This window comes from Pseudomonas sp. LBUM1649 (assembly GCF_059716155.1).
The window spans coordinates 6,606,291-6,632,001 of sequence record NZ_CP166807.1 but is presented as its reverse complement, the minus strand read 5'-3'; the positions used below and the strand labels follow the sequence as shown (position 1 = coordinate 6,632,001).

20 protein-coding genes and 1 pseudogene are annotated in these 25,711 nt (G+C 59.1%); 11 read left to right on the top strand and 10 right to left on the bottom strand.

The genetic code is table 11. From position 1 onward, the window contains the following. Nucleotides 1–52 precede the first annotated feature (52 nt). The 5 genes from hflK (ACA058_RS30810) to cfaB all read left to right on the top strand — a co-directional run bounded on the left by hflK (ACA058_RS30810) (nt 53) and on the right by cfaB (nt 7,380). Entirely contained in the window at nt 53–2,017 is a 1,965-nt protein-coding gene (gene hflK, locus ACA058_RS30810) for a protease modulator HflK (RefSeq protein ID WP_497637260.1), read from the top strand. Continuing rightward, nucleotides 2,014–3,054, top strand: coding sequence for a protease modulator HflC (hflC, locus tag ACA058_RS30805; RefSeq protein WP_497637259.1), 1,041 nt, complete (start codon nt 2,014–2,016; stop codon nt 3,052–3,054). Before hflK (ACA058_RS30810) ends, hflC begins: the two co-directional genes overlap by 4 nt. Beyond that, entirely contained in the window at nt 3,051–4,109 is a 1,059-nt protein-coding gene (hflK, locus tag ACA058_RS30800; protein WP_497637258.1) for a protease modulator HflK, read from the top strand. Before hflC ends, hflK (ACA058_RS30800) begins: the two co-directional genes overlap by 4 nt. Beyond that, nucleotides 4,106–6,016 (top strand): heavy metal translocating P-type ATPase, encoded by a 1,911-nt coding sequence (locus ACA058_RS30795; protein ID WP_497637257.1) that lies wholly within the window; start codon nt 4,106–4,108, stop codon nt 6,014–6,016. Before hflK (ACA058_RS30800) ends, ACA058_RS30795 begins: the two co-directional genes overlap by 4 nt. Before the next feature lie 179 nt (nt 6,017–6,195). Continuing rightward, a complete protein-coding gene (gene cfaB, locus ACA058_RS30790) occupies nt 6,196–7,380 on the top strand; it encodes a C17 cyclopropane fatty acid synthase CfaB (protein WP_497637256.1) in 1,185 nt (394 codons plus the stop codon). Here cfaB and cls read toward each other — a convergent pair. Continuing rightward, the gene (gene cls, locus ACA058_RS30785; protein ID WP_497637255.1) at nt 7,377–8,816 is read right to left on the bottom strand and encodes a cardiolipin synthase; all 1,440 of its coding nucleotides are present in this window, start codon (nt 8,814–8,816) and stop codon (nt 7,377–7,379) included. The two genes, cfaB and cls, sit on opposite strands and share 4 nt — an antisense overlap. A 133-nt stretch (nt 8,817–8,949) precedes the next feature. Here cls and ACA058_RS30780 point away from each other — a divergent pair, with 133 nt between their 5' ends. Further along, complete coding sequence (locus ACA058_RS30780; protein WP_497637254.1) at nt 8,950–9,471, top strand: DUF3617 domain-containing protein; 522 nt, start codon at nt 8,950–8,952, stop codon at nt 9,469–9,471. 46 nt (nt 9,472–9,517) lie between these two features. Here the strand turns inward: ACA058_RS30780 and ACA058_RS30775 are convergent, their stop codons facing one another. Beyond that, nucleotides 9,518–10,414, bottom strand: a complete 897-nt coding sequence (locus ACA058_RS30775; RefSeq protein WP_497637253.1) for a His/Gly/Thr/Pro-type tRNA ligase C-terminal domain-containing protein — start codon at nt 10,412–10,414, stop codon at nt 9,518–9,520. A 194-nt stretch (nt 10,415–10,608) separates the two neighbouring features. Continuing rightward, nucleotides 10,609–11,505, bottom strand: coding sequence for a GTP cyclohydrolase FolE2 (gene folE2 / locus ACA058_RS30770; protein WP_497637252.1), 897 nt, complete (start codon nt 11,503–11,505; stop codon nt 10,609–10,611). A gap of 94 nt (nt 11,506–11,599) precedes the next feature. Between folE2 and zigA the strand changes: the two genes are divergently transcribed. Beyond that, nucleotides 11,600–12,805: a zinc metallochaperone GTPase ZigA gene (zigA, locus tag ACA058_RS30765; protein WP_497637251.1), complete on the top strand. Its 1,206-nt coding sequence runs from the start codon at nt 11,600–11,602 to the stop codon at nt 12,803–12,805. A 3-nt stretch (nt 12,806–12,808) separates the two neighbouring features. Here zigA and ACA058_RS30760 read toward each other — a convergent pair whose 3' ends face one another. Beyond that, a complete protein-coding gene (locus ACA058_RS30760) occupies nt 12,809–13,165 on the bottom strand; it encodes an NADH:ubiquinone oxidoreductase (RefSeq protein WP_497637250.1) in 357 nt (118 codons plus the stop codon). Between the two features lie 26 nt (nt 13,166–13,191). On the opposite strand from ACA058_RS30760, the gene ACA058_RS30755 reads away from it, so the two are divergent. After that, on the top strand, nt 13,192–14,157 hold the full coding sequence (locus ACA058_RS30755; RefSeq protein WP_497637249.1) for a CobW family GTP-binding protein: 966 nt from the start codon (nt 13,192–13,194) through the stop codon (nt 14,155–14,157). 41 nt (nt 14,158–14,198) lie between these two features. Here the strand turns inward: ACA058_RS30755 and ACA058_RS30750 are convergent, their stop codons facing one another. Then, nucleotides 14,199–14,612 carry a DUF3301 domain-containing protein gene (locus ACA058_RS30750; protein ID WP_497637248.1) on the bottom strand — a complete coding sequence of 138 codons (414 nt, stop codon included), beginning with the start codon at nt 14,610–14,612 and terminating at the stop codon, nt 14,199–14,201. Nucleotides 14,613–14,732: 120 nt separating this feature from the next. Here ACA058_RS30750 and pdxY point away from each other — a divergent pair, with 120 nt between their 5' ends. Then, a complete protein-coding gene (pdxY, locus tag ACA058_RS30745) occupies nt 14,733–15,605 on the top strand; it encodes a pyridoxal kinase PdxY (RefSeq protein ID WP_497637247.1) in 873 nt (290 codons plus the stop codon). Between the two features lie 60 nt (nt 15,606–15,665). Here pdxY and ACA058_RS30740 read toward each other — a convergent pair whose 3' ends face one another. Then, entirely contained in the window at nt 15,666–16,148 is a 483-nt protein-coding gene (locus ACA058_RS30740; RefSeq protein WP_095194575.1) for an acyl-CoA thioesterase, read from the bottom strand. Nucleotides 16,149–16,435: 287 nt separating this feature from the next. On the opposite strand from ACA058_RS30740, the pseudogene ACA058_RS30735 reads away from it, so the two are divergent. Continuing rightward, nucleotides 16,436–18,199 (top strand): annotated as a pseudogene (locus ACA058_RS30735) (cation:proton antiporter). A gap of 21 nt (nt 18,200–18,220) precedes the next feature. On the opposite strand, the gene ACA058_RS30730 reads toward ACA058_RS30735, so the two are convergent. The 3 genes from ACA058_RS30730 to uvrD all read right to left on the bottom strand — a co-directional run bounded on the left by ACA058_RS30730 (nt 18,221) and on the right by uvrD (nt 22,165). After that, on the bottom strand, nt 18,221–18,628 hold the full coding sequence (locus ACA058_RS30730; protein ID WP_003187120.1) for an SMI1/KNR4 family protein: 408 nt from the start codon (nt 18,626–18,628) through the stop codon (nt 18,221–18,223). 138 nt (nt 18,629–18,766) lie between these two features. Then, nucleotides 18,767–19,645, bottom strand: coding sequence for a Tim44 domain-containing protein (locus ACA058_RS30725; RefSeq protein ID WP_497637246.1), 879 nt, complete (start codon nt 19,643–19,645; stop codon nt 18,767–18,769). A gap of 336 nt (nt 19,646–19,981) precedes the next feature. Then, a complete protein-coding gene (gene uvrD / locus ACA058_RS30720) occupies nt 19,982–22,165 on the bottom strand; it encodes a DNA helicase II (protein WP_497637245.1) in 2,184 nt (727 codons plus the stop codon). 257 nt (nt 22,166–22,422) lie between these two features. Between uvrD and ACA058_RS30715 the strand changes: the two genes are divergently transcribed. After that, on the top strand, nt 22,423–25,293 hold the full coding sequence (locus tag ACA058_RS30715; protein WP_497637244.1) for an EAL domain-containing protein: 2,871 nt from the start codon (nt 22,423–22,425) through the stop codon (nt 25,291–25,293). A gap of 63 nt (nt 25,294–25,356) precedes the next feature. On the opposite strand, the gene ACA058_RS30710 is transcribed toward ACA058_RS30715, so the two are convergent. After that, a complete protein-coding gene (locus ACA058_RS30710) occupies nt 25,357–25,671 on the bottom strand; it encodes a hypothetical protein (protein ID WP_497637243.1) in 315 nt (104 codons plus the stop codon). Nucleotides 25,672–25,711 lie beyond the last annotated feature (40 nt).

Below are 25,711 nucleotides of genomic sequence, written 5' to 3'. Positions count from 1 at the left end.
CGTTATATCGTAACGAAATGCCGCGTGGGCAATGATAGACACTGGGGTGGTAATGCAAGTCGATCTCGAAGAGGGTGATGATGGAGCGCAGGTAGCCAGGCTGCCGCGCTTTCAGCAGGCAGTTATTCAAGGGCGACGATTGCGCCAGTTCGCCATCGGCCTCGGCGCGCTCGCGGCAATGGGCCTGGTGCTGGGTTTTTTTGTCGGGCTGTTTACGCCGCAATCCCTTTGGCCTGCTCTGTTGTTCAATCAGAGTGCCGCATTGTTGGTGTTGGTCGCTGGCTTGCAATCCGCCGGGTGGGTGGCGCAATGGCGTGCGCGGGCGATGAATCCCTTGGCGCCGGTGGTCGCCACTGAAGAAGTTGAAGTCCCGGTGGGCTGGTACGAACGGCTGCTAGAGTGCATCAGTCAGCGCTGGCTGAAGCTACTCAGGCAAATCGGTGCCCCGACGCTGTGGCTGGGTGGTTGGGCGCTGCTGGCGTTGTTGTGCGTTGAACAAGCATGGAACCTTGCTTTGCCGCCCGCCGCGCTGGGCATGTCGGCCACAATCGGCGCGGCCCTGGCGTTATTGCTGGCCTTTGGTTTGCTGGTTCTGGAGCGTCAGCTTGCTCAGGAAAACAGCGTTCAATGGCCTGAAGCAGGAGCCTTGGCGCAGCTGACGCGCGTGGCAATCATCAGCCTGATAATCGCAGCGGTATGCCTGTTGTTCGGCAATGAAACTTCGGTCTGGCCGGTGCGTCTGGCAGTACTGATCGGCCTGCTGCCGGGGTTCGTCGCATTCGAATTACTCCTGCGTGCCGCGCTGTCATTGTTCAGCCCGCGTCGCGAACAACTTGAGCCTGCATTGCTGGCGCGCAGTTTTGTCGCCGATATGCTGCGCTGGCCGCCGCAGCCATTGCAGGCGTTGCAGCACGAATTGCACAACCGCTTCGGCATCGACCTGCGGCAGATTTGGGCCTTCACTTACATGCGCCGGGCATTTTTACCTGTGCTGGGCGTTGTAGCCATCGTCGGTTGGTCACTGACCGGTATTCACGAAATACCGCTGCAAGGGCGGGGCGTCTACGAGCGCTTCGGTAAACCGGTGACGGTGTTTGGTCCCGGTCTGCATGCAGGTTTACCCTGGCCGTTGGGCCGGGTGCTAAGTGTCGAAAATGGAGTGGTTCACGAATTGGCCACCAGTGGCGGCGAAACGTCGGCACTCGTGCAGGCAGACCCCGCCGAAGGCCCGGCGCCGATGACCGCTAATCGGTTGTGGGACGCCAGCCATGTGAATGACAAATCCCAGGTGATTGCCAGCAGCCGTGCCGATAAGCAGAGCTTTCAGATCGTCAACATGGACGTGCGTTTTGTATATCGCATCGGTTTGAGCGATCAGGCAGCGTTGGCGGCGATCTATAACACCGCGGATGTGCCGACATTGATCCGCAGCACTGCCAGCCGCATTCTGGTCCACGACTTCGCGTCACGAACCCTTGACGGTTTGCTTGGTGAGGATCGGACAGGGCTCGCCGAGGAAATCGGCCGGGCCGTGCAGGCCGACCTGCAGAAACTCGACAGCGGCGTGGAAATTCTCGCCACGGTGGTCGAAGCGATTCATCCCCCGGCAGGGGCCGCCAATGCTTATCACGGTGTGCAAGCAGCACAGATCGGCGCGCAGGCTTTGATCGCCCGTGAACGTGGAGCTGCCGCCGAAGCCACCAATCAGGCGCAGTTGCAGGCGAGCATTGCCCGAGATCAGGCAATGGCGACTGCCCATGAAATCAACGTGACGGCCAAGGCCGCCGACCTCAAATTTACCGCCGAACAAAAGGCTTATGTGCGTGCCGGCCAAGCCTTCGTACTGGAGCAATACCTCAGTCAACTTTCCCAGGGCCTGGCCAATGCCAGGTTGCTGGTCCTCGATCATCGTCTGGGCGGCAGCAGCAATGCGCCGACCATCGATCTCCGTACGTTCACGTTGCCGGCTGACCCTGCGCCGTCGCGTAAAACTGCTCAGCCAGGAGCCGTCAATTGAGCCAGTTACATACCCACGATCACGCTGACCACAGTGGCCACGATCATGGCCATGGTGGACATCACCACGGCCATCACCATCACCACCACGGCGATCCGCAAGAAGCCGGCCCATTCCCTTGGCGACGCATGGGCTGGGCGGCGTTGTTGGTGGCGTTTGCCGTGGCGGCCGCGAGCCTGGTGCAAGTGCGTTCGGGCGAAGCCACGGTCATCACGCGTTTTGGCAACCCATCGCGAGTGTTGTTGGAACCGGGTCTTGGCTGGCGCTGGCCGGCACCGTTCGAAGCGGCGATCCCGGTGGATCTGCGACTGCGCACCACCTCCAGCGGTTTGCAGGATGTGGGAACACGCGATGGTTTGCGAATCATCATTCAGGCTTACGTGGCCTGGCAGGTGCAGGGTGATCCAGACAATGTGCAGCGCTTTATGCGTGCTGTACAAAATCAGCCGGACGAAGCGGCACGGCAGATCCGCACCTTTGTCGGCTCGGCCCTGGAAACCACCGCCAGTAGTTTCGATCTGGCCAACCTGGTGAACACCGACGCCAATCAGGTACATATCGCCGATTTCGAAGCGCAGTTGCGTAAGCAAATTGATCAGCAGTTGCTAACCACGTATGGCGTGCGAGTGCTGCAAGTCGGCATCGAGCGCCTGACCTTGCCGTCGGTCACGCTCACCGCAACGGTCGATCGCATGCGCGCCGAGCGTGAAACCATCGCTACCGAACGCACCGCCATCGGTAAGCGCGAAGCGGCGCAAATTCGCTCCGCGGCGGAACGTGATGCACGAATACTCCAGGCTGACGCCACGGTGAAAGCGGCTGACATTGAGGCGCAATCCCGGGTCGAAGCCGCGCAGATTTATGCTCGTGCCTACGCGAGCTCACCGCAGCTTTACAACCTGCTGCGCTCGCTCGACACCTTGGGCACGGTGATCACCCCGGGCACGAAACTGATTCTGCGTACCGATGCCGCGCCTTTCCGGGTGCTAGTTGACGGTCCGCCGACGCTCGATAATAAATCCGGATCGCAGCCATGAATTTGGTTCCACGTGGAACAAATGAGTTGAGCAGCCCGTGGATTCAGGCCGGGCGCTTGGCGTTTCTCGCCCTGTATGCAGTGACGGTGTTGGCCGCTTTGGTGTGGGCGTTCTCCAATGTGCGACAGATTGATCCACAAAATCGCGCGGTGGTTTTGCACTTCGGCGCGCTGGATCGTATCCAGAATGCCGGTTTGCTATTGGCTTGGCCGCGACCGTTTGAACAGGTGATTTTGCTGCCGGCGGCGGATCGGGTAATCGAGCGTCGGGTGGAAAACCTGCTGCGCACTGACGCCGCATTGCAGGCTGATCGCGTGGCTAGTTTTGCAACACCGATCAGTGACGCACTGGCAGGTTCCGGTTATTTGCTGACGGGTGATGCCGGTGTGGTGCAACTGGATGTGCGGGTTTTCTACAAGGTAACTGAGCCGTATGCCTTCGTGCTTCAAGGCGAGCATGTGCTGCCGGCACTGGATCGTCTGGTGACCCGCAGCGCCGTAGCACTCACTGCTGCACGAGATCTGGACACTATTCTGGTAGCACGACCGGAGTTAATCGGCGCTGATAAACAGGCAGCAGAAAGGCGTGAGCGTCTGCGAGGTGATTTGGTGCAAGGCATCAATCTACGCCTGGCGGAACTGGCCGCGACGGGGCAGGGGCTAGGGATCGAAGTGGCGCGGGTCGATGTGCAATCCAGTCTTCCGGGTCCTGCAGTCAACGCCTTCAACGCTGTACTGACCGCCAGCCAACAAGCGGACAAAGCCGTGGCCAACGCGCGCACTGAAGCCGAAAAGCTGACCCAGACCGCCAATGAACAAGCCGACCGCACGCTCCAAGTCGCCCACGCTCAGGCGAGTGAACGGCTGGCGAAAGCGTCGGCTGATACCGCCACGGTGATAAGTCTGGCCAACGCGCAACAACAGGCCGCGGACCCGCAAATGTTGCTGCGAATCTATCGCGAGCGGATGCCGAAAATTCTTGGTCAGGCCGGCTCAGTCACCGCGGTTGATCCGAAAGACGATTCCCGCCTGATCATTCAGGGAGCTGCACAATGACCGCTCAAACCGCCGCTGCACCGAGCATGTTGTCCTCGGCCGAACAACGCAGCGCCGCCCGTCAACTGACCTTGGCCATGCTCGCACTCGGCTTGCTCGCGCTGGGCCTCGTATGGCGCTGGTTGTCGCCGGAACAGACCGGAGTCAGCCAATTGCTTCTGGGTTTTGCATCTGTGCTGGTGGCCGTGCCAGTGATGCGTTCGGCCTGGTACAGCCTGCGGTATCCGAGCCTGCACGGCATCACCGATCAACTGATCGCCCTGGCCATGCTCGGTGCGTGGGCGACAGGTGATTTGCTGACTGCAGCATTGCTGCCGATCATCATGATCTTCGGCCACGTGCTGGAAGAGCGCAGCGTGATCGGTTCGCAGGAAGCCATTCACGCCCTCGGCAAACTGACCCGCAGCCACGCGCGCAAGGTTCAGGCTGACGGCTCCATCGTCGAGGTCGACAACGGTACGCTCAGGGCTGGCGATCTGGTGGAAGTCCGTGCCGGTGATCGGGTACCGGCGGATGGCCGGGTGTTGTCCGGCCAGGCGAGTCTGGACACCGCATCCATAACCGGCGAGTCCGTGCCAATGGAAGCGGGCGTCGGCATGGCGGTATTCGGTGGGGCGATTAATCTCGATGGCCTGCTGCGCATTGAAGTGACTCGAACCGGCGACGAATCGACCCTCGGCAAAGTGATCGCGCTGATGCAAAACGCCGAGCGTTCCAAGCCGCCGATCACCCGGTTGCTGGAGCGTTACGCCGGTAGCTACCTGGTGCTGGTGTTACTGCTCGCCGCAGTCACCTGGTTCATCACCAACGATGCCCAAGCGATGCTCGCGGTGTTGGTGGCTGCCTGTCCTTGTGCGTTGGTGTTGTCGGCCCCCGCAACGGCGATTGCCGGGGTTGCGGTAGCCGCTCGGCACGGCATTCTGATTCGCAGCTCGGCGTTTCTTGAGGAGCTGGCAGACCTGACATCGCTGGTGGTCGACAAGACTGGAACCCTGACCTTCGGCACCTTGCGCCTGCAATCCATTGAGAGCCCGTTGAAGGATCGCAACTACGTCTTGAAGCTCGCTGCCAGCCTCGGTTCCGCCAGCAGTCACCCGGTCAGTCGGGCGCTGGCCGGGCTGGTCACACAAGAGCATTTTCTGTTGTTGTCGGACATTCACGAGCGTCAGGGTTTGGGCGTGGTGGCCATGACGGAGCAGGGCGAGGCCGCGCTTGGGCGGCCGGAGTTGTTCGCCCAATTGGGTATAGCTACCACAGCTGTTCCCGACCACGACGGCCCCATTGCCGGGCTGGCGCTGAAGGGTGAGTTTCTCGCTTGGCTGTTATTGGCCGACAGCGTTAAACCGGAAGCGAAGTTTGCCTTGAGCGAGCTGAAGGACCTTGGATTGGGCCGGCAGCTTCTACTCACCGGCGACCGGTACAGCGTCGCTCACACACTCGCTCGGGATGTCGGCATCAGTGAGGTCGAAGCGCAGGCCTTGCCCGAGGACAAATTGAATCGCGTGCTGAAAGAAATCGGTAACGGTTTTCGTCCTATGGTGGTGGGCGACGGCATCAACGATTCCCTGGCGCTCAAGGCTGGAGTTGTTGGAGTGGCGATGGGCGCAGGCGGGGCAGACATCGCGCTGGCTTCAGCGGATATCGTGCTGATTGGTAGCGACCTGCGTCGCCTCGGCACCTGCGTGCGCTTGAGTCGACAATGCCGACAGACCTTGCAAGTCAACGTGATTATCGGTCTGGGCTGGACGTTGGCGATCGTTGCTTTCGCGGCGTTTGGCTGGCTCGGGGCAGCAGGCGCGATGATCGCGGCGTTGCTGCATAACCTCAGTACGTTGTTGGTGTTGGGTAATGCCGGGCGTTTACTGCGCTTTCAGGAGCCGCTGCTCAAGCTCAAGGGCGAGTTTTGAGCAGGCTTTGAAAATACAGAACTGTGGGCCTGATTTGCAGTCATCTAGGTGAGAGCGGTCATTTCTGTGAATTCGGAACATTCTTCGAATCATAGAGAACCGCGATCAAATCGATAGCCAGCTAATTTTCAAGGATGGTCTAACCTCACAGCAGACGTCTGAAACAAGGGGGATTGTCCATGCTCGCGCAACTTCCACCGGCCTTACAGAATCTGCAGTTACCGCTACGCCTGCGACTCTGGGACGGCCATGAATTCAATCTGGGGCCGACGCCCAGTGTCACAATTGTGGTCAAGGACCCACAAATGGTTTCCCAGTTTACCCATCCTACCTTGGACACGCTCGGGGCGGCGTTTGTCGAGGGCAAACTGGAACTGGAAGGTTCCATCAGCGATGTCATCCGCATCTGTGATGAGTGGAGTCAGGCATTGCTCGGTGATCTCGACAGTCAACCTGTGCGCACCGCCCACGACAAGGAAACAGACGCCAAAGCGATTTCCTACCACTACGACCTGTCCAATGCGTTTTATCAGCTGTGGCTCGACAGCGACATGGCCTATTCCTGCGCCTATTTCGAGACCGGGAGCGAAACCCTTGAGCAAGCCCAGCAAGCAAAATTCCGCCACCTGTGTCGCAAGTTGCGCCTGCAACCCGGCGAATATCTGCTGGATGTCGGCTGCGGTTGGGGCGGTCTGGCGCGTTATGCGGCCCGTGAGTTTGGCGCGAAGGTGTTCGGTATTACCCTCAGCAAGGAACAACTGGACCTGGCCCGGGAACGCGTAAAAGCGGAAGGGCTGGATGATTTGATCGAGCTGCAGTTACTCGACTACCGTGACCTGCCTCAAGACGGGCGCTTCGACAAAGTGGTCAGCGTCGGGATGTTCGAACACGTCGGGCACGAAAACCTCGCCGAGTACTGCAAAACCTTGTTCGGCGCGGTGAAAGAGGGCGGGCTGGTGATGAACCACGGGATTACAGCCAAACACACGGATGGCCGCCCGGTGGGACGCGGTGTCGGGGAGTTCATCAAGAAATATGTGTTCCCCAACGGCGAACTGCCGCACCTGTCGATGATCTCTGCCGAGATCAGTGAAGCCGGGTTGGAGATCGTCGATGTCGAGAGCCTGCGTCTTCATTATGCACGGACCTTGGATCACTGGAGCGAACATCTGGAAGACAACCTTGAGGCCGCCTCTAAGCTGGTGCCGGATCAAGTTCTGCGTATCTGGCGCCTGTACCTGGCCGGTTGTGCCTACGCGTTCGCCCGTGGCTGGATCAACCTGCACCAGATTCTTGCGGTGAAGGCCCACGCCGATGGCAGCCATGAGCTGCCGTGGACGCGAGACGATATCTACAATCCCTAGAGGATGGGTGAAATCAGCCGGGCGACCCGCATGCCGACCTGCTGCAAGCGATGAGTCTCCCGGCCTTCTTCCTTGGCGATTTCGTGAGCCTGGTCGAAGTCGTCGTTGAGCATCTGCTCCACCTGGGCAGCAAACGCCCTGTCGACCGTCAGTAACATCACTTCGAAATTCAACCGAAACGAACGGTTGTCCATGTTGGCGCTGCCAATGGCGCTGATTTCGTTGTCGATCAACACCACTTTCTGATGCAGGAACCCGGGTTCGTAGCGGAACACCCGCACACCGGCGCGCACGGCTTCAAAGGCATAGAGGCTGGAAGCGGCATAGACGATTCGGTGGTCGGGCCGCGACGGCAGCAGTATCCGCACATCCACCCCGCGCAAGACTGCCAGGCGCAACGCAGCGAGTACTGCTTCGTCGGGGATGAAATAAGGACTGGTGATCCACACCCGTTCGGTCGACGCGTGAATCGCTTCGACGAAGAACAGAGAACAGGTTTCGTAGGCGTCCGCCGGGCCACTGGCGAGCAGCTGGCAAAGCACCCCGTCGTCCGGATAAACCTCCGGCAGAATCAGCGGCGGTAATGCGCGGGCCGCCCAGAACCAGTCTTCGGCGAAGGACTCTTGCATGCAGGCCACCACCGGTCCACTTACTTGCACATGGGTATCGCGCCACGGTGCCAGAGGTGGTATCTCGCCCATGTATTCGTCGCCAACGTTGTGGCCACCGACGAAGCCAAGGATACCGTCGACGACCACGATCTTGCGGTGGTTGCGAAAGTTGACCTGGAAGCGATTGAGCCAACCGCTGCGGGAGGCGAAGGCTTGGACCGCGACGCCGCCATCGCGCAGCGACTGGACGTAACTGTGGGGCAGGGAGTGGCTGCCGATTCGGTCGTAGAGCAGGTAAATCGCCACGCCTTCGCTGGCTTTTTGCAGCAGCAGGTCTCGCAGGCGTCGGCCCAGGCGGTCATCGTGGATGATGAAGAACTGGACCAGTACGGCTTCCCTGGCCTGACTGATGGCGTGGAAAATCGCGTCGAAGGTCGCCTGTCCATTAACCAGCAAGTGCACTTCATTGTTTGCCAGACAGGGCATGCGCCCCAGTTTCGGCATCGCCCTTAACGACGCGTAGGCGCTCGAAGCGCGCGCGGTGAGGGCTTCCTCCACCCATGGCCGCCAGTTGAGCTCGGAGATAGCCTTGCGCATCTCCTCGTTGGCTTGGCGCCGTGCCTGGATGTAACCGTCGAAGGAGCTGCGGCCGAATACCAGATAGGGGATGAGTGTCAGGTAAGGCATGAACAACAATGACAAGGCCCAGGCAATCGAGCCTTGTGCGGTGCGGACGGTCAACACGGCATGGATGGCCGCGATCATGCCCAAAGAGTGCAGCAGCGCGATGACATAGCCAAAAACATGCGGTCCAAAATAATCCATGGAGGGTAGCCTTGCTCCTGAAGATTCAATGCTTAACAGACCATGTTCCGTGCAGAATGTCGCTATTTAATTGGCCCATGAACCGAAGCCCGCCGGCGACGTCTAACGGCCACTACTGATCAGGAGTTACTCGATGAACGTTCGTCTGCTGGGTTTGGCCATGGCATTTGGTTTGGTACTTCCTATGGCTGCTCAGGCGCAGATGCTTCAGCCAGGTTTATGGGAATTGACCTCGAGCAACATGAAAGTCGATGACCAGAACCTGCCGGATCTGCAACTGATCCTTGGTCAAATTCAAAGTCAGATGACCCCTGAACAGCGCGCGCAGCTGGAAAAACAGGGCATCACCATGGGTGGCAAAGGGATTCGGGCGTGCTTGACGCCAGAGCAGGTCAAGAGCGACAACATTCCGCTGACCGACCCACAATCGGGATGCAAACAGGAAATCACCGAGCGAACCGGTAACCAGTGGAAATTCCGCTTCAGCTGCCCGAAAGCGCAGGGCGCGGGTGTTGCCACGTTCCTCAGCGATCGCGAGTTCACCACCAAGGTCAATGGTACGTTCAACGCCACCGGCATTCAGCAGAAGGGTAGCCTCGATACCCGCGCGGTCTGGTTGGGGCAGGATTGCGGGACTGTGAAGCCAAGAGCGTAAAAGTTTCGCGGGCAAGCCTCGCTCTGCCGGAGCGAGGCTTGTCGGTTCAGGCACCTGAAATTCCCGGCTGACCCAACCACTCACACACCGCCTCAACCTTCATCCTGCCAAAATCCTCCCCGTTGCGATTGCGCACGCTGACATACCCGCCGGCCTTTTCCTGTTCGCCGACCACCACCAGGTACGGCACCGTCTGACTGTGATGTCGAATCTTGTGGCGAACTTTTTCGTTACGCAGATCTGCCAGTGCGCGCACGCCACTGCGGCGAAGGCGTTCGGTAATCGCGTGGGCATAACTGGCCTGGCGGTCGTCCATGCTGACGACCACCACATGGGCCGGCAGGCGCCAATGCTGCAGCTCCTGGAGGCTGGACCAACACGTGCCATAGATACGTTGCTGCAAGGTCCCGTTGATGTGATCGAGGGCAAAGGCCTGCAAGACCCTGGTGGTGGGGACGTGCGGGCCGCTGGTCAAATACTCGGCGTCTCCGAGGCGGTACAACGACAGATCGTTGGAAGACGGGGAGTTCCGACTGCGGCGGATCGAATGGTTGGTCGCGGCCAATGATTGCATGCGCGCTTCGATCAGCGGCAGTTCAGCGGTCAGCATTGGGCGCTCGATAGTGAACTCGCAAAAGAACCCGTCACCCAGCGCCGAGCCGGTTCGCAATCGAGCATGGGAATGCAATTGCTTGACCGCCATTGCCAGCATCAGCGAACAGGAGCGCCGTAGAATCTCCAGGCCGTCGGGTTCCTGCGGCGTAACGATGCTGACCCTGGCATTGGCCCGGATCACGAACTCACAGTCCACCAACAGGCCGTCCACCCGACCCGCTACCGCAGCGTTGGCCAGCCCGGGGCCAATACTCGCGGCAACCTCATGCACGGACAGCGGTTTATCGTATTCACGCAATGAACCATCGGGCAGAGTGATCTGGATCATGATTGTTGTTCTCGAATGCTTCGATCACAGGCGTCAGCGGATTAACCTTAGATCCAAACCCCGGCCGCTGTCATGTAGACGTTGGTCGTGCCCACTCAAAACGCATTCTGCGGGGACTTGTAGCGCGCACCAGATCGATGTTGGTGCACGCCACGTCCTTGGGTAAATATCCCAGCGAAAAGCCTGAAAACGGCTCATGCGGCCTCCCAGTTCCAGCGACTCTCGGCAACGGCATCGTGGGCATGCAGGCTTTCAGCGTGGATAACGCGTACCTGAAAGCCGCTGATGCCGGGTGAGCGTTTCAGGGCCAGGTTCAAGCGTCGAGCGGCGTCTTCGCAGAACATCAGGTTCTGTCCATTGGCCAAGGCGAACGCCTGTTCATCAGCGCGCTTGACGGCGGTTTGTACGGCGGTGCCGAGCGCTGCTTCGGCGTCGTTGATGACTGCGATCAGTGGCAGCTCTTCCAGACACTCGTGCAAACGCAGACTCAATTGCGCCGTGCTGCGTTGACTGTGGGGTGTCGCGACGATGCCAGCAGAAGAGCCGAGCCAAGCCAGTACCTCGGCGTGATGCAATGCCCGATTGGCAAAATCATCGACGAATTGCTGTTGAATCAGTTGTCGGGAAAGCGCGGCTGAACAAGGACAGGTTGAGGAATAAGGCATCGCGATTTTAAGTTCCACGTGGAACATCGCGTTTTTCAAACGTGCTTCGATGCTGAACGGATAGCTTTTCCAGCCCGCCAATGGACTGATCAGCGCCGCTCTTTTCAACAGCAGATCGGTGTGAATGTTCAGGTAAGCGCCGTTTGATAGCCCTTCGTGACTGTCCAGGAAACTGTGCAAAACCCGGCGCAGTAGACCGGGCGAGAGCCTTTCTTGCTCAAGCGTTTCCAGCGCCAGGTACAGGCGCGACATATGAATACCGCGCGCCTCGCCGTTATCGAGGCTCACACCGGCATCGGCCGTTGCAGACAATATTTTACCGTCGAGCAAAACAGGAAGAGCAATGCCACACATGCCCACCCACTCCAGTGGCAGGGCTTGGCATGAGGCCTGCGTGGCGATATCCGGCAGAGTCAGCGCGCTCATGAGCAGATCCATCATGGGAGTTGGATTGCAATGTTATATGATAACATCAAAGCAAGCCCGACAATTTTACCGGGCACCCTGTGAGGAACATCTGATGCCCAATCGTCTTCCCGTGACAGTCCTGTCGGGCTTTCTTGGAGCCGGAAAAAGTACACTTCTTAATTACATACTACGTAATAGAAATGGTCTGCGAGTCGCCGTTATCGTCAACGACATGAGTGAAATCAACATCGACGGCAGCGAAGTGCAGCGCGATGTCAGTCTCAATCGTGCTGAAGAAAAACTCGTGGAAATGAGCAACGGCTGCATCTGCTGCACGTTGCGTGAAGACTTGTTGGAGGAAGTCGGCTCGCTCGCCCGGGAGGGTCGTTTTGATTACCTGTTGATCGAATCAACCGGCATTTCAGAACCGCTGCCAGTGGCGGAGACATTTACCTTTCGCGATGAAAACGGCCAGAGCCTCACCGACATCGCCCGGCTCGACACCATGGTCACCGTGGTCGATGGCATGAATTTCCTGCTCGACTTCCAGGCTGCCGAAAGCCTGGCTTCCCGTGGCGAAACGTTGGGCGAGGGGGATGAGCGCGCGATAACCGATCTGTTGATCGAGCAGATCGAATTCGCCGACGTCATCCTGATCAGCAAGATCGACTTGATCAGCAGTCGCGAACGCGAGGAGCTGATGGCAATCCTCGAACGACTCAACGCTCAGGCGGAAATCATCCCGATGGTCATGGGCGAAGTGCCGCTGCAGAAGATCCTCGATACCGGTCGCTTCAACTTCGAGAAAGCGGCGCAGGCGCCGGGCTGGTTGCAGGATCTGCGCGGCGAACACGTGCCGGAAACCGATGAATATGGCATCGCGTCCTACGCCTATCGTGCGCGTCGCCCCTTCCATCCGCAGCGCTTCTTCAATTTCATCGACCGCCCATGGCTGAATGGCAAGCTGCTGCGCTCCAAGGGCTTCTTCTGGTTGGCGAGCAAACACGCGGACGCTGGCAGCTGGTCCCAGGCAGGTGGGATGATGCGTCATGGTTTTGCCGGACGCTGGTGGCGTTTCGTGCCGAGGGATCAGTGGCCGCAGGACCAGGAAAGCACCGCCGCCATTCTGCAGAACTGGGATGCTGCAAGCGGGGATTGCCGGCAGGAACTGGTGTTCATCGGCCAGAACATCGATTTCGCGCGACTCGCCGCCGAGCTTGACGATAGCCTGTTGAGCGACGAGGAAATGGCGCTGGGGGTAGAGGGCTGGTGCTTGATGCCTGATCCGTTCGGCCCTTGGTATGAGGACGCCGCTTGACCCTCAAGGCTTGAGCCAGGTCCCCTGGCTCTGGGCTTCGCAAAACGGCTTCAAATACGCCGCATCCGTGGCAACGCCGTAATAGTGAATATCCTGCCGGTAAGGCATATTGGCGACTTGGGCGTTGCCGCACACGCCGAACGCGCCATCAGGGCATTGGTCGACGTACTGCACCTCGACTTTCTGCCCCGCAAGGTTTGGCTGGCAGAAGCCGTCGGCGAAGAGTTTTCGCGGAATGTTGCGGTTCTGCTGGCAGACTTTCACGTCAAGCCGTTCCGCCAGACTGTGGACCACGCAAGCCTGGGCCAGCGCCTCGCCGCCATTGAACGCCAGCAACAACGGCAATCCTATCCACCGCATCCTTACCTCCTCAGACACCTTCGATCATGTTGCAGAACATACCCACCCATGTCATCGCCGGTCCATTGGGGGCCGGCAAGACCAGCCTGATCAGGCACCTGCTGGCACAACGTCCCGCTGGCGAGCGCTGGGCGGTATTGATCAACGAATTCGGTCAGATCGGTATCGATGCCGCGTTGCTGACCCGTGATGCCGATGGTATCGCACTGGGTGAAGTAGCCGGGGGTTGTTTGTGTTGCGTCAACGGTGCGCCGTTTCAGATCGGCCTCGGCCGTTTGCTGCGTAAGGCGCGACCGGATCGACTGTTCATCGAGCCGTCCGGGATGGGGCATCCTGCGCAGTTGCTCAGGCAGTTGCGTGAAGCGCCGTGGCAAGGTGTTCTGAGTGTCCAACCCTGCGTCCTGGTACTGGACGCCCAGGCGCTTGCCGCTGGCAAGCCGCTCCCGCCGGCGCAACAGGAGGCGCTGGAGAGTTCTGGTCTGTTACTGATGAACAAGTCGGAACACCTCGATGAAATCGCTCGTCAGCGCCTCGTCGCGCAGTTGCCGGTGCGCCCGCTGTACTGGGCGCACCATGCGGCGATGCCATTGAGCCAATTGCCTGGCCTGAACGCTCAGGCTGTGGCGGGTGTGGATAACTTCGTGGCGCCCAAGGGGTTGGCGCAGTTGCCGGCGATCTGGACTGATCCGACGCTGCCGATTTGCTTGAGTCAGGAGCAGGAGGACGGCTGGAGCATTGGTTGGCGCTGGCATCCGAGCCAGACCTTTGACACTGACAGGATCGCTCGGTGGCTCGCAGGCGTTGTATGGCGGCGGGCCAAGTTGGTTATTCACAGCGTCGAGGGTTGGGTGTCAGCCAATGCGCTGGATAACGCGGAGCTGGAATGGAGAAGTAGCGAATGGCGGCAAGATTCGCGGCTTGAACTTATTTTTAGTGAGTCGCAGGATGTTGAGGTATTGAGAAAAGGCTTGGATGGCTGTCGGTTGGGGTGAAGATCAAAAGATCGCAGCCTGCGGCAGCTCCAGGGATTGGTTCAAGGCCGCCACTTGGTATGTTCCTGTCGCCACTGGCTCAACTCGATGACCTCGGCACGCGGCTTGACCACGTCGACCACCGTGGGGGTGTCGTCGAATGGCACGGGATAAGGCGCCAGTTCGATCTGTGCGCTGTGCGGGCCGAATTGTGTGATGGTACCGTTGTGGCGGGTTTCGCCGGTCACGGTGAATTCGAAGTTATACACACGGGCCAATCGTCGCCGACCATTGGCATCCTTGATGAAGGCGATTTTTTTCAATGCCACGTTGCCATCCAGCAGCTCGATCCCGAACTTGGCGCAATGCTGCTTGACCCGCTCGAGTGCGTGTTCGCGCAAGCCGTGGTTGTGCCATAGCCAAGCACCCGCGGTAGCGAAAAGCATCAGCACTAGAATATTTTCAAGGGTCAGCATCAACAGGGCGCTCCAACAAGATAGTGTCAGCTTAACTGTGTCGCCGGTCTGTCGTACAGGCTGCGTTTAGTCGCATACTGCGCGGCTCGAATTTCAATCGTTTTACGGATAACTCACCGCATGAAACGTACGCCCCATCTGCTCGCTATCCAGTCCCACGTGGTGTTCGGTCACGCAGGCAACAGTGCCGCGGTATTCCCGATGCAGCGGGTCGGGGTGAATGTCTGGCCGCTCAATACCGTGCAGTTCTCCAATCACACCCAGTACGGCCAGTGGGCGGGTGACGTACTGGCACCGCACCAGATTCCCGATCTGGTCGAAGGTATCGCGGCCATTGGCGAGCTGGGCAATTGCGATGCGGTACTGTCCGGTTACCTCGGCAGTGCAGCCCAGGGCAGGGCGATACTGACGGGGATGGCGAGAATCAAATCGATCAATCCCAAGGCGTTGTACCTGTGTGACCCGGTGATGGGCCATCCGGAGAAGGGTTGCAGCGTGCCGGCGGAAGTCAGCGATTTCCTGCTGGAGGAGGCCGCCACCGTGGCCGACTTCATGTGCCCCAATCAACTGGAGCTTGACAGTTTCTCGGGACGCAAGCCGCAGTCACTGTTCGATTGTCTGGCGATGGCGCGTGCGCTGCTGGCACGTGGGCCTAAGGCGGTGTTGGTCAAGCACCTGGATTATCCCGGCAAAAAAACGGATGTCTTTGAGATGTTGCTGGTGACGGCCGGAGGCAGCTGGCATTTGCAGCGTCCGCTGCTGGCGTTTCCGCGTCAGCCGGTGGGTGTCGGCGACCTGACGTCCGGGTTGTTTCTGGCCCGCGTTCTGCTGGGCGACAGCCTGGTGGCGGCTTTCGAATTCGCCGCGTCGGCGGTGCATGAGGTGTTGCTGGAAACCCAGGCCTGCGCCAGTTACGAGTTGGAACTGGTAAGGGCGCAGGACCGGATTGCCCATCCGCGAGTGCGGTTTGAGGCTACCCCGATCAGTTTGTAACCAGTTTGCGGCAAAAAGATCGCAGCCTGCGGCAGCTCCTACAGGCTGCGATCTTTTGCTTTAAGCGTCGCCCTTGATTTCCTGATAACGCTTTTCCAGCTCCTGACGAATCTGACGGCGTTGTTGGGCCTGGATATAACGGCGCTTGTCTTCACTGTTTTCAGGTTGCAGCGGCGGCACCGGCGCAGGTTTGCGCTGGTCATCCACTGCGACCATGGTGAAGAAGCAGCTGTTGGTATGGCGTACCGAGCGCTCACGGATATTCTCGGTCACGACCTTGATGCCCACCTCCATGGAGGTGTTGCCGGTGTAATTGACCGACGCAAGGAAGGTCACCAGTTCACCGACATGGATCGGCTCTCGGAAAATCACCTGGTCCACCGACAGGGTCACCACGTAGCGGCCGGCATAGCGGCTGGCGCAGGCGTAGGCCACTTCGTCGAGGTACTTGAGCAGGGTGCCGCCATGAACATTGCCAGAGAAATTGGCCATGTCGGGGGTCATCAATACTGTCATCGACAGCTGGGCGTTTCCGGGTTCCATAGCGTTCTCACGGGTCTAGGCAAGGTTTGAGGGACGCACCTCTGCGGGCGCTTCAGCGGTTTTTTTCAAACCAACAGATATCGGGACGCCGCACGTGCAGCCGCCGTCACGCCCAATCGATCTGTTTCCATATATTGCACCGCCTTTGCGCCGGAAGTCGCGGTGTTACCCTGCAAAAGCCCAGACCCAGAGAAAAAATCCTACACGAGAAGCAGATTTTTACACTGCTCGATCGGACGCTTCCCGCGTCCGGTGGTTCAGCCATTGCACCCAAGGAGCCCCACGCCATGCACGCCATCAGTTTTATTCAGGATCTGGCAGTGATCATGTTGGTCGCAGGCGTGGTGACCGTACTTTTTCATCGTCTGAAGCAACCGGTGGTGCTGGGCTACATTGTGGCCGGTTTCATTATTGGCCCGCACACTCCGCCGTTCGGCCTGATCCACGACGAAGAAACCATCAAGACCCTGGCTGAGCTGGGGGTGATTTTCCTGATGTTCTGCCTGGGCCTGGAGTTCAGTCTGCGCAAGCTGTTCAAGGTCGGTGCCACGGCGTTTATCGCGGCGTTCCTGGAAATCGTACTGATGATCTGGATCGGCTACGAAATCGGTCGCTGGTTCGATTGGAACACCATGGACTCGCTATTCCTCGGGGCGATTCTGGCCATTTCCTCGACCACGATCATTGTCAAGGCGCTCAATGACCTGAAGATGAAAAACCAGCGCTTTGCGCAGTTGATATTCGGCGTACTGATCGTCGAAGACATCCTGGGTATCGGCATCATCGCCTTGCTGTCGAGTATCGCGGTCAGCGGCACAGTCAGTTCAGGTGAAGTGTTCTCCACCGTCGGCAAGCTTTCGCTGTTCATGATCGTCGCGCTGGTCATTGGTATCTTGCTGGTGCCGCGCTTGCTGGCCTACGTGGCCAAATTCGAAAGCAACGAAATGCTGCTGATCACCGTGCTGGGCCTGTGTTTTGGCTTCTGCCTGCTAGTGGTCAAGTTGGAGTACAGCATGGTGCTCGGTGCGTTCCTGATTGGCGCGATCATGGCTGAGTCCCGGCAGTTGCTGAAAATCGAGCGCCTGATCGAACCGGTCCGCGACCTGTTCAGTGCGATTTTCTTCGTCGCCATCGGCCTGATGCTCGATCCGATGATTTTGCTGCAATACGCCTGGCCAATTGCGGTGATCACCGTGGCGGTGGTGCTCGGCAAGATGCTGTCCTGCGGCCTTGGCGCCTTTATCGCCGGCAACGACGGACGAACCTCACTGCGCGTTGGAATGGGGCTGTCGCAGATTGGCGAATTCTCTTTCATCATTGCATCGCTGGGCATGACCCTGTAGGTCACCAGTAACTTTCTTTACCCGGTAGCCGTGGCGGTTTCAGTGATCACCACGTTGCTCACACCCTATCTGATCCGGGCAGCAGACCCGCTGTCGATCAAACTGGCCGCCGTGATGCCGCAACGACTGGGTCGAGTGTTGGGGATGTATGGCGAATGGCTGCGGAGCATCCAGCCGCAAGGCGAGGGCGCATTGCTGGCATCAATGATTCGCCGGATCTTGCTGCAGGTGGGGGTCAATCTGGCGTTGGTGATCGCGATCTTCTTTTCCGGGGCTTACTTCGCCGAAGGCATGTCCACTTACCTGCAAGGCTGGATCAGTGACCCGAGCTGGCAGAAAGCGTTGATCTGGGGCGGCGCGCTGCTGCTGTCGCTGCCATTCCTGATTGCCGCGTATCGCAAGCTCAAGGCATTGTCGATGTTGCTGGCGGAAATGGGCGTCAAACCGGAGATGGCGGGCCGTCACACGCAGCGAGTGCGCCGGGTGATCTCCGAAGTGATCCCGATCCTCTCGCTGCTGGTGATTTTCCTGCTGTTGGCGGCCTTGTCGGCCAGTATTCTGCCGACCAACAAGTTGCTGGTCCTGATCGCCGTGGTCGCGGCGGCGGTAGCGGCGCTGCTCTGGCGCTGGTTCATCCGTGTGCACACACGGATGCAGGTGGCCTTGCTCGATACCCTGGAAAACCACAAGGATTCGCCGGGGCATTGATCATGTGAGGCGTCGGCAGGCTCAGCTTTCCAGCCAGACGTCCCGCGCCCAGTGCCATACCGATTCCCAGGTTTCTTCGGCGATCAGCTCTTCTTCGGCCTGCCAAAGCACCACGGTACCGTCTTCTTCGACGCAGTAGTAGTCGTCGCCGTCCTGGCAGATCGGGATCAGGCTGCGATCGACGCCTGCATCCCAGGCGTTGGCGGCAACGTCCGGCAGGTAGGTGTGGGATTGCGGGTCAGTGACGGTAACGGGCTCCAGGCTGCCATAGACCACGTCGCTGACGGTCAGCAGGAATTCTCTGAAGACGAACGGAATGTCGATGAACAGTTGTTCTTCGATTTCGACCAGCAGATCTTCGTCGGGCAACTCCAAGGGGACCGGTACCGGCTCGTTGGCTTCACGCAGTTGTTCGATGATTTCTTCCACGTCCGGGATCCTCTTGCTTGTATGGCGCGGTTTATATGGGGCGGTTTATACAGTAGCTCGCTATAGATGCAACCGCGAAATAGAAAACCCCAGCCGAGGCTGGGGTTTTTATTACATCAAGTGAAGCGCGGAGGGGAATCAGCCGTTCTGGCGGATACCGGCCACCAGCCAAGGCTGGTTTTCGCCCTGTGCACGTTCCATGTTCCAGCTTTCGCTGAACACTTCACCCTGGTCGAAACGCGAGGATTTCGACACGCCGCTGAAGGTCAGGGTGGCGATGGTCTTGTCGGCACGGTCATCAACACCGTCCAGTTGCACATTGAGGTTATCAATGTAGGTGGACTGGAAGTCGTCACCCAGGTCAGCACGTTCGCGTTTGAGGAATTCCAGCATTTGCGGGGTCACGAACTCGGCGATCTTGTCCATTTCGTTCGCGTCCCAGTGCTGCTGCAGGGACTGGAAGTGATTGCGCGCGGCTTCGATGAAGCTATTTTCGTTGAACCAGGCCGGAGCATTGATGACCGGACGAGCGGCAACAGGTGCAGCCGAACCGCCGAAGATCGAACCGCCAGCAGGCTTGGGTTCGAAGGCTTCGCGTTGCATCGGCGCGTGGCCGGCCGGAGCATACTGCGCTTGCTGCTTGCGGCGACGAGCGGCGATGAAGCGGAAGACCAGGAACGCGATGACCGCCATGATCAGGATGTCGAAGATCTGCATGCCCTGGAAACCGTCGCCCATGAACATGGACGCCAGCAGGCCACCGGCGGCGATGCCGGCCAGAGGGCCGAGCCAGCGCGAAGCGCCACCGGCCTTGGCTGCGGCGCCAGCGGCACCGGCTGCACCAGCGGTCGCCGCAGCGCCGCCCATGCCCGGAGAAGAAGGAGCCATCTGGCTGGTCTGGTGTGTCGGCGCAGCGCCTGCGCTTTTGCCACCACCAAAGCGCTTGGCGGCATTGGCGTCGAGGCTCATCGTCAGGCCGATGCACAACGCCATGGCGATGCTAAGAAAACGTTTCATAAAGGGAATTCCCATTTGTGGAAGGCACGCGCGCCATGTTGCACAGCTGAAGTGTTACTGGCTAGCGGCAGAGTGTTTCGGGCTTTTGCCTGACAGGTTGCATTCAGCTTCAGTCAGCGCAATAGGGCCTGTTACCTTTGGTCTGTAGGGTAAGTGGAAAAGTTCTGTAGGAATGATATCTAGCGTCGCAGCGCGAGCATGAATACCTCATCCGATGATCGCTCCCACGCTCTGCGTGGTAGCGCCGCCATGGACGCTCTGCGTCCACTGTGACGCAGGGTGTCACGGGATGCATTCCTTTCTGCGCATGGGAACGATCAAGCGTCCGGGTAGATGTTAGAGCGCTTCCAGCTTGGCATACCCCAGCATCAACCACTTGCTGCCTTCGCTGAAGTTGACCTGTACCCGAGCCGCCGCCCCGGCGCCTTCGAAGTTTAGGATCACGCCGTCACCGAAGATCGAGTGGCGCACAGTCTGGCCCAGGCTGAAGCCGGTCTGCGGAATCTCGCTGCCGCTGAACAGGTTGCTGCCACTCATCGACTGGTTGCCGCCAAATGGACGGCTGACGCTGTTGGAAAGCCGTACTTCCTGAATCAGGCCCTTGGGCACTTCGCGTACGAATCGCGATACCTTGTTGTAGGTCTCGCTGCCGTACAGACGTCGGGTTTCAGCATAGGTCATCACCAGGTTCTGCATGGCCCGAGTGATGCCGACATAGGCCAAGCGACGCTCTTCCTCAAGACGGCCGGGTTCTTCCAGGCTCATCTTGTGCGGGAACAGGCCTTCTTCCATGCCCACCAGGAACACATAGGGGAATTCCAGGCCCTTGGCGCTGTGCAAGGTCATCAATTGAATGCTGTCTTCGTGTTCGTCGGCCTGGGTATCGCCGGCTTCCAGCGATGCGTGACCGAGGAAGGCCGCCAGTGGCGTCAGGTCCTCGTCCTCTTCGCTGTTTTCGAAGTTGCGTGCCGCGCTGACCAGTTCCTCAAGGTTTTCTACCCGGGCCTGTCCCTTCTCGCCTTTTTCCGCTTGGTGATAGGCGATCAGCCCCGACTGTTCGATGACGGTCTGGGTCATCAGGTGCAACGGCATTTCCATGCACTTGGCGGCGAGGTTCTCTATCAACTCGACAAATGCGCCCAGCGCGCTGGCTGCCCGGCCGGTAACGCCTTTATTGGCCACCAGTTGACGCATCGCTTCCCACATCGACACATCGCTGTGGCGGGCATGGTCGCGGATCGCTTCGACGGTTTTCTCGCCGATGCCCCGGGCCGGCACGTTGATCACCCGTTCCAGCGCGGCATCGTTACCACGGCCTTCGAGTAATCGCAGGTAGGCCATGGCGTTCTTGATTTCAGCGCGTTCGAAGAAGCGCTGGCCGCCATAGATGCGGTACGGAATGCGCTCGCGCAGCAAGGCTTCTTCCAAAACGCGCGATTGGGCGTTGGAGCGGTACAGAATCGCGATATCGCTGCGAGCCAAGCCGGTTTTCAGCGCACTTTCGATGGTTTCGACAACATAGCGTGCTTCATCGTGTTCGTTGAACGCGGCATACAGGTTGATGGCTTCGCCGTCGCCGCCATCGGTCCACAACTCCTTGCCCAAACGTCCGGTGTTGTTGGCGATCAAGGCATTGGCGGCCTTGAGGATGCCCGCGGTGGAGCGATAATTCTGCTCCAGGCGAATGGTTTCGGCGTCCGGGAAGTCTTCGGAATACTGGTAGATGTTCTCGATTTTCGCGCCACGCCAGCCATAGATCGACTGGTCATCGTCGCCGACCACCATCAGGCTGTCGCCACCTTTGGCCAGCAGGCGCAACCAGGCGTACTGCACGGCGTTGGTGTCCTGGAACTCGTCCACCAGAATGTGCCGGAAGCGTTTCTGATAATGCGCCAGCAGGCCAGGGTGATCGCGCCACAGGTCGAGCGCGCGCAGCAGCAATTCGGAGAAGTCGATCACGCCGGCGCGCAGGCAGGCGGCCTCGTAGGCTTCATAGATGCCGCGCATGGTCGCCAGGAACAGATCGCCGCTGGCTTGAATGTGTTGCGGGCGCAGGCCTTCGTCTTTCTGCCCGTTGATGAACCATTGGGCCTGACGGGCGGGCCAGCGCTGTTCGTCCAGGCCGAGCTCGCGGATCACCCGCTTGACCAGGCGTTGCTGGTCGTCGCTGTCGAGAATCTGGAAGGTCTGGCTCAGCCCGGCTTCCTGCCAGTGCGCCCGCAACAAGCGGTGAGCCAGGCCGTGGAAGGTGCCGACCCACATACCGGCCGGGTTGATACCCATCAACTGCTCGATGCGATGGCGCATCTCGGCAGCAGCCTTGTTGGTGAAGGTCACCGACAGGATGGAGTGGGGCGAGGCGTTTTCGACCTGGATCAACCAGGCGATACGGTGCACCAGCACTCGGGTTTTACCGGAACCAGCACCGGCCAGGACCAACTGACGACCCACGGAGGCAGCTACGGCCTGGCGTTGGGCATCGTTGAGGGAGTTCAGCAGAAGGGAGAGATCATCGCGCATCGGGGCATTCTAGGGGGCCGCGTCACCCCGGGCAAACCCCGCTTTGTTTTAGCCGATGAAAGTTACGCACGGGACGACCGGTCAGTCATCGACTGCAATCGTTTGCCGGGCCCGTTTGATGGCATTCTGCCATGCCTGGCGGCTGATACTTTTGTCTGTTTTTTGATCGGGAGCAGTTTGGTACGGGCATTGGCTTGTGTATGCTCCGTCGACGTTTCGGGCTCATGCTCATCATTATAAGAACAAGAACTTTGCCTATGACCCTCAGCTTCGACCTGTCGGGCCCTACTGTGGAGCCCCGGGTTATTCGTAAACAATTCGCCATGGAAATGGCGGTCGAACGCACGCGTCTGTTGTATCAAGGCTCCTTGCTGCCCACGCTGTTCATGTTGGTCAATGGCCTGGTGTGCGCCGGATTGCTCTGGAGCCCGCAGCGTTACTTCCTGGTCAGCGTCTGGCTGGTGTGGTTGCTGTCGCTGGTCGCATTGCGGGTGATCCAGGTGGCGGCCTTCGATTCGGCGATTCCCAACCGCCAGGCGCATCCGATCTGGCGGCGCATGTTTTTACTGGGCTCTGGTCTCACTGGCCTGACCCTGGCCGGTGCCGGTATTGCGCTGGTTCCCGCCGATAACTTCATTCAACAAGCGTGGGTCTTCGGCTTGATCGGTGCCGCGGCGCTGTCGGCCAGCGTGGCCTACGCGGTGAGTTTGCCGGCGTTCCTGTCCTTCACCTTGCCCTGCCTGTTGCCGGCCATTGCCTATATGTTCTGGGGTGGAGACGAGCAGCAACACGGTTGGGGCTGGTTCGGCCTGATTTTGCTGGGTGCGTTGAGTGTGGTCGCCTGGCAAGTGAATCGGCTGATCGATCGCGGCCTGTTGCGACGTTTTCAGAATCAGGCGCTGATCGAGCATCTGCAGCAGGCGCAGAACTGCAGCGACCAGCTCAATCATAAGCTGGGCAGGGAAATCGATCAGCGTCGGCGAGCCGAAGACGAATTGCGCGAAATCCAGGTCGACCTGGAAAGCCGTGTCGCCCAGCGCAGTCTGGAGCTGGACGCGGCCAACCAAGCGCTGAGCAAGAGTGAGGCGCGCCTGGCGCTGGCATTGAACGCCAGCGAACTGGGGCTGTGGGACTGGAATCTGCAAACCGACGAAGTCCATCACACACACATCCAGGAATTGTTCGGCCTGAAGCCGGAACAGGTAACGGCGATCCTGCGCCACCTCAAGCCCCGTCTGCACCCCGACGATCTTCCTGCACTGAAAAGGGCGTTGGTCGAGCATTTGAAGGGCCGCACCGATGATTACCAGATCGAGTACCGCGTGCGGCATGGCGATGGCCACTGGGTGTGGATCGAGGACCGCGGACGGGCGGTGGAACGCGCCGACAATGGCCGGGTGATTCGCATGGTGGGAACGCGGCGCGATATCAGTGTCAGCAAGGCCCAGGAGGAGCAATTGCAGTTGGCTGCGACGGTGTTCGAGGCAGCCAGCGAAGGTATTGTGATTTTCGATCCGAGTTATGCCCTGATCGCAGTCAATCAAGCCTTCAGCCGGGTCACCGGCTATGAAATCGAGGAAATTCTCGGGCGCAACGTGGTCGAGTTGCCCTGCAGTCGCGATGCGCGCCGGCATTTCGGTGCGATCCATCAAGCGCTGGAGCAGCACGGCAGTTGGCAGGGTGAGCTGGTGGAAACCCGCAAGAATGGCGAGATGTATCCGCAATGGCTGCAATTGACCGCAGTACGCGATACCCGAGGACATGTCAGTCATATTGTCGGCTTTTTCGCGGATCTCTCGGCGCGGCGAGAATCCGAAGAGCGCATGCGCTATCTGACCCATTACGACGAACTCACGGGCCTGGCCAATCGCTCGATGTTCCGCGAACGGCTTAGCGAGGCGCATCAGCGGGTGCGTCAGGGCGGTTATCGCAGCCTGGCGTTGTTGCACATCAATCTGGATCGCTTCAAGCAGCTCAACGACAGCCTGGGTCACGAAGTGGCCGATCAGCTGTTGCAGAAAATAGCCCGGCGCCTGGTCAACGCATTACCTGAGGCAGACACCATCGCACGCTTGTCCGGCGATGAATTTGCCGTGCTGTTCAATGCCTACGGCAACCTCTCCAGTCTGGCGCGGGTGGCGACTCGCTTGTCGGCCAAATTGCGTTTGCCGGTGACCGTCGAGGGTCATGAGCTGGTGGTCAGTGCATCCATGGGCATCAGCCTGTTGCCGGACAACGCCCGGGAAATATCCGCATTGGTCAGTCAGTCGAACATGGCCATGCAGCACGCCAAGCATTTGGGCGGCAACAATTTCCAGTTCTACACCGATAGCTTGCAAGCCAGCACTCTTGAACGCTTGCAGCTGGAAAACCATCTGCGTAAAGCGGTCGAAGAAAAGCAGTTAAAGGTGTTTTACCAACCGAAACTGTGCCTCGCCACGGGCAAGCTCAATGCCGCCGAGGCCTTGGTGCGCTGGGACCACCCGACCATGGGGCGTGTGCCGCCGGGGGATTTCATCGGTCTGGCGGAGGAGACCGGGTTGATCGGCCCGATCGGTGAGTTCGTCTTGCGCCAAGCCTGCTGGCAAGCATGCGAGTGGCAGCGCCTGGGGCTCGAGGCGATTCGGGTGTCGGTCAATCTGTCGGTGCATCAATTGCGCCAAGGCAAGCTGGTCAGCCTGGTACGTCAGGTTTTGGAAGAAACCGGACTGGCGCCGCATTACCTGGAGCTGGAGCTGACCGAAAGCCAGTTACTCGACAGCGTCGAGCACATTATCGCGACGTTCCAGCAACTACGTGATTTGGGGGTGAAGCTGGCGATCGACGATTTCGGCACGGGGTATTCGTCCCTGAGCTACCTCAAGCGCATCCCGGTGGATTACGTGAAGATCGATCAGGCATTTATCCGGGGACTGGGAGAGGGCACAGAAGACGCGGCGATCACCCGGGCGATCATTGCCATGGCACACGGCTTGAAATTGAAGGTGGTGGCTGAAGGCGTGGAACGGCTGGAACAGCTTGAGTTTTTGCAAGCCGAACGCTGCGATGAAGTGCAGGGCTATCTGATCAGCCGGCCGGTTGAGGCCGAGGCTTTGGCGGGTTTGCTACAAGCGCAAGGCGTAACGTGAACGACGAGGTTTCCCGCCTGGCACCTGCGTGTCTGGCGGGAAGTTCTAAAGCGCGGGAGATACTTAATCGGTAATCAGTACTTTATCGATATGGTGCAGCAATTTGCCATCGTAGAAGATACTGACGCCGGTGACATTTGAGTTGCCCATTTTTTTGTATTCGACAAACTCGTCTGTTTCTACCTGCAGCGAAATGTCGTTGGACTTTTCAAGTTGCAATTCCAGGCGCAGATCAAAGGATTTGTCTTGCAGTGCACTCATGACCAGCTTCGGCGTAATGCCCGTATGGGCAACCGTTACGGTGCCAAAGATGCGGAATGAAGCTGCGCCAGGCATCCGGTTGATTTGTGCGGTCCAGTCTTTGGTTTTAATGCTCATTGCATGTAACTCCTGTAATAAAGTTAAGTTGCGTCCTGCT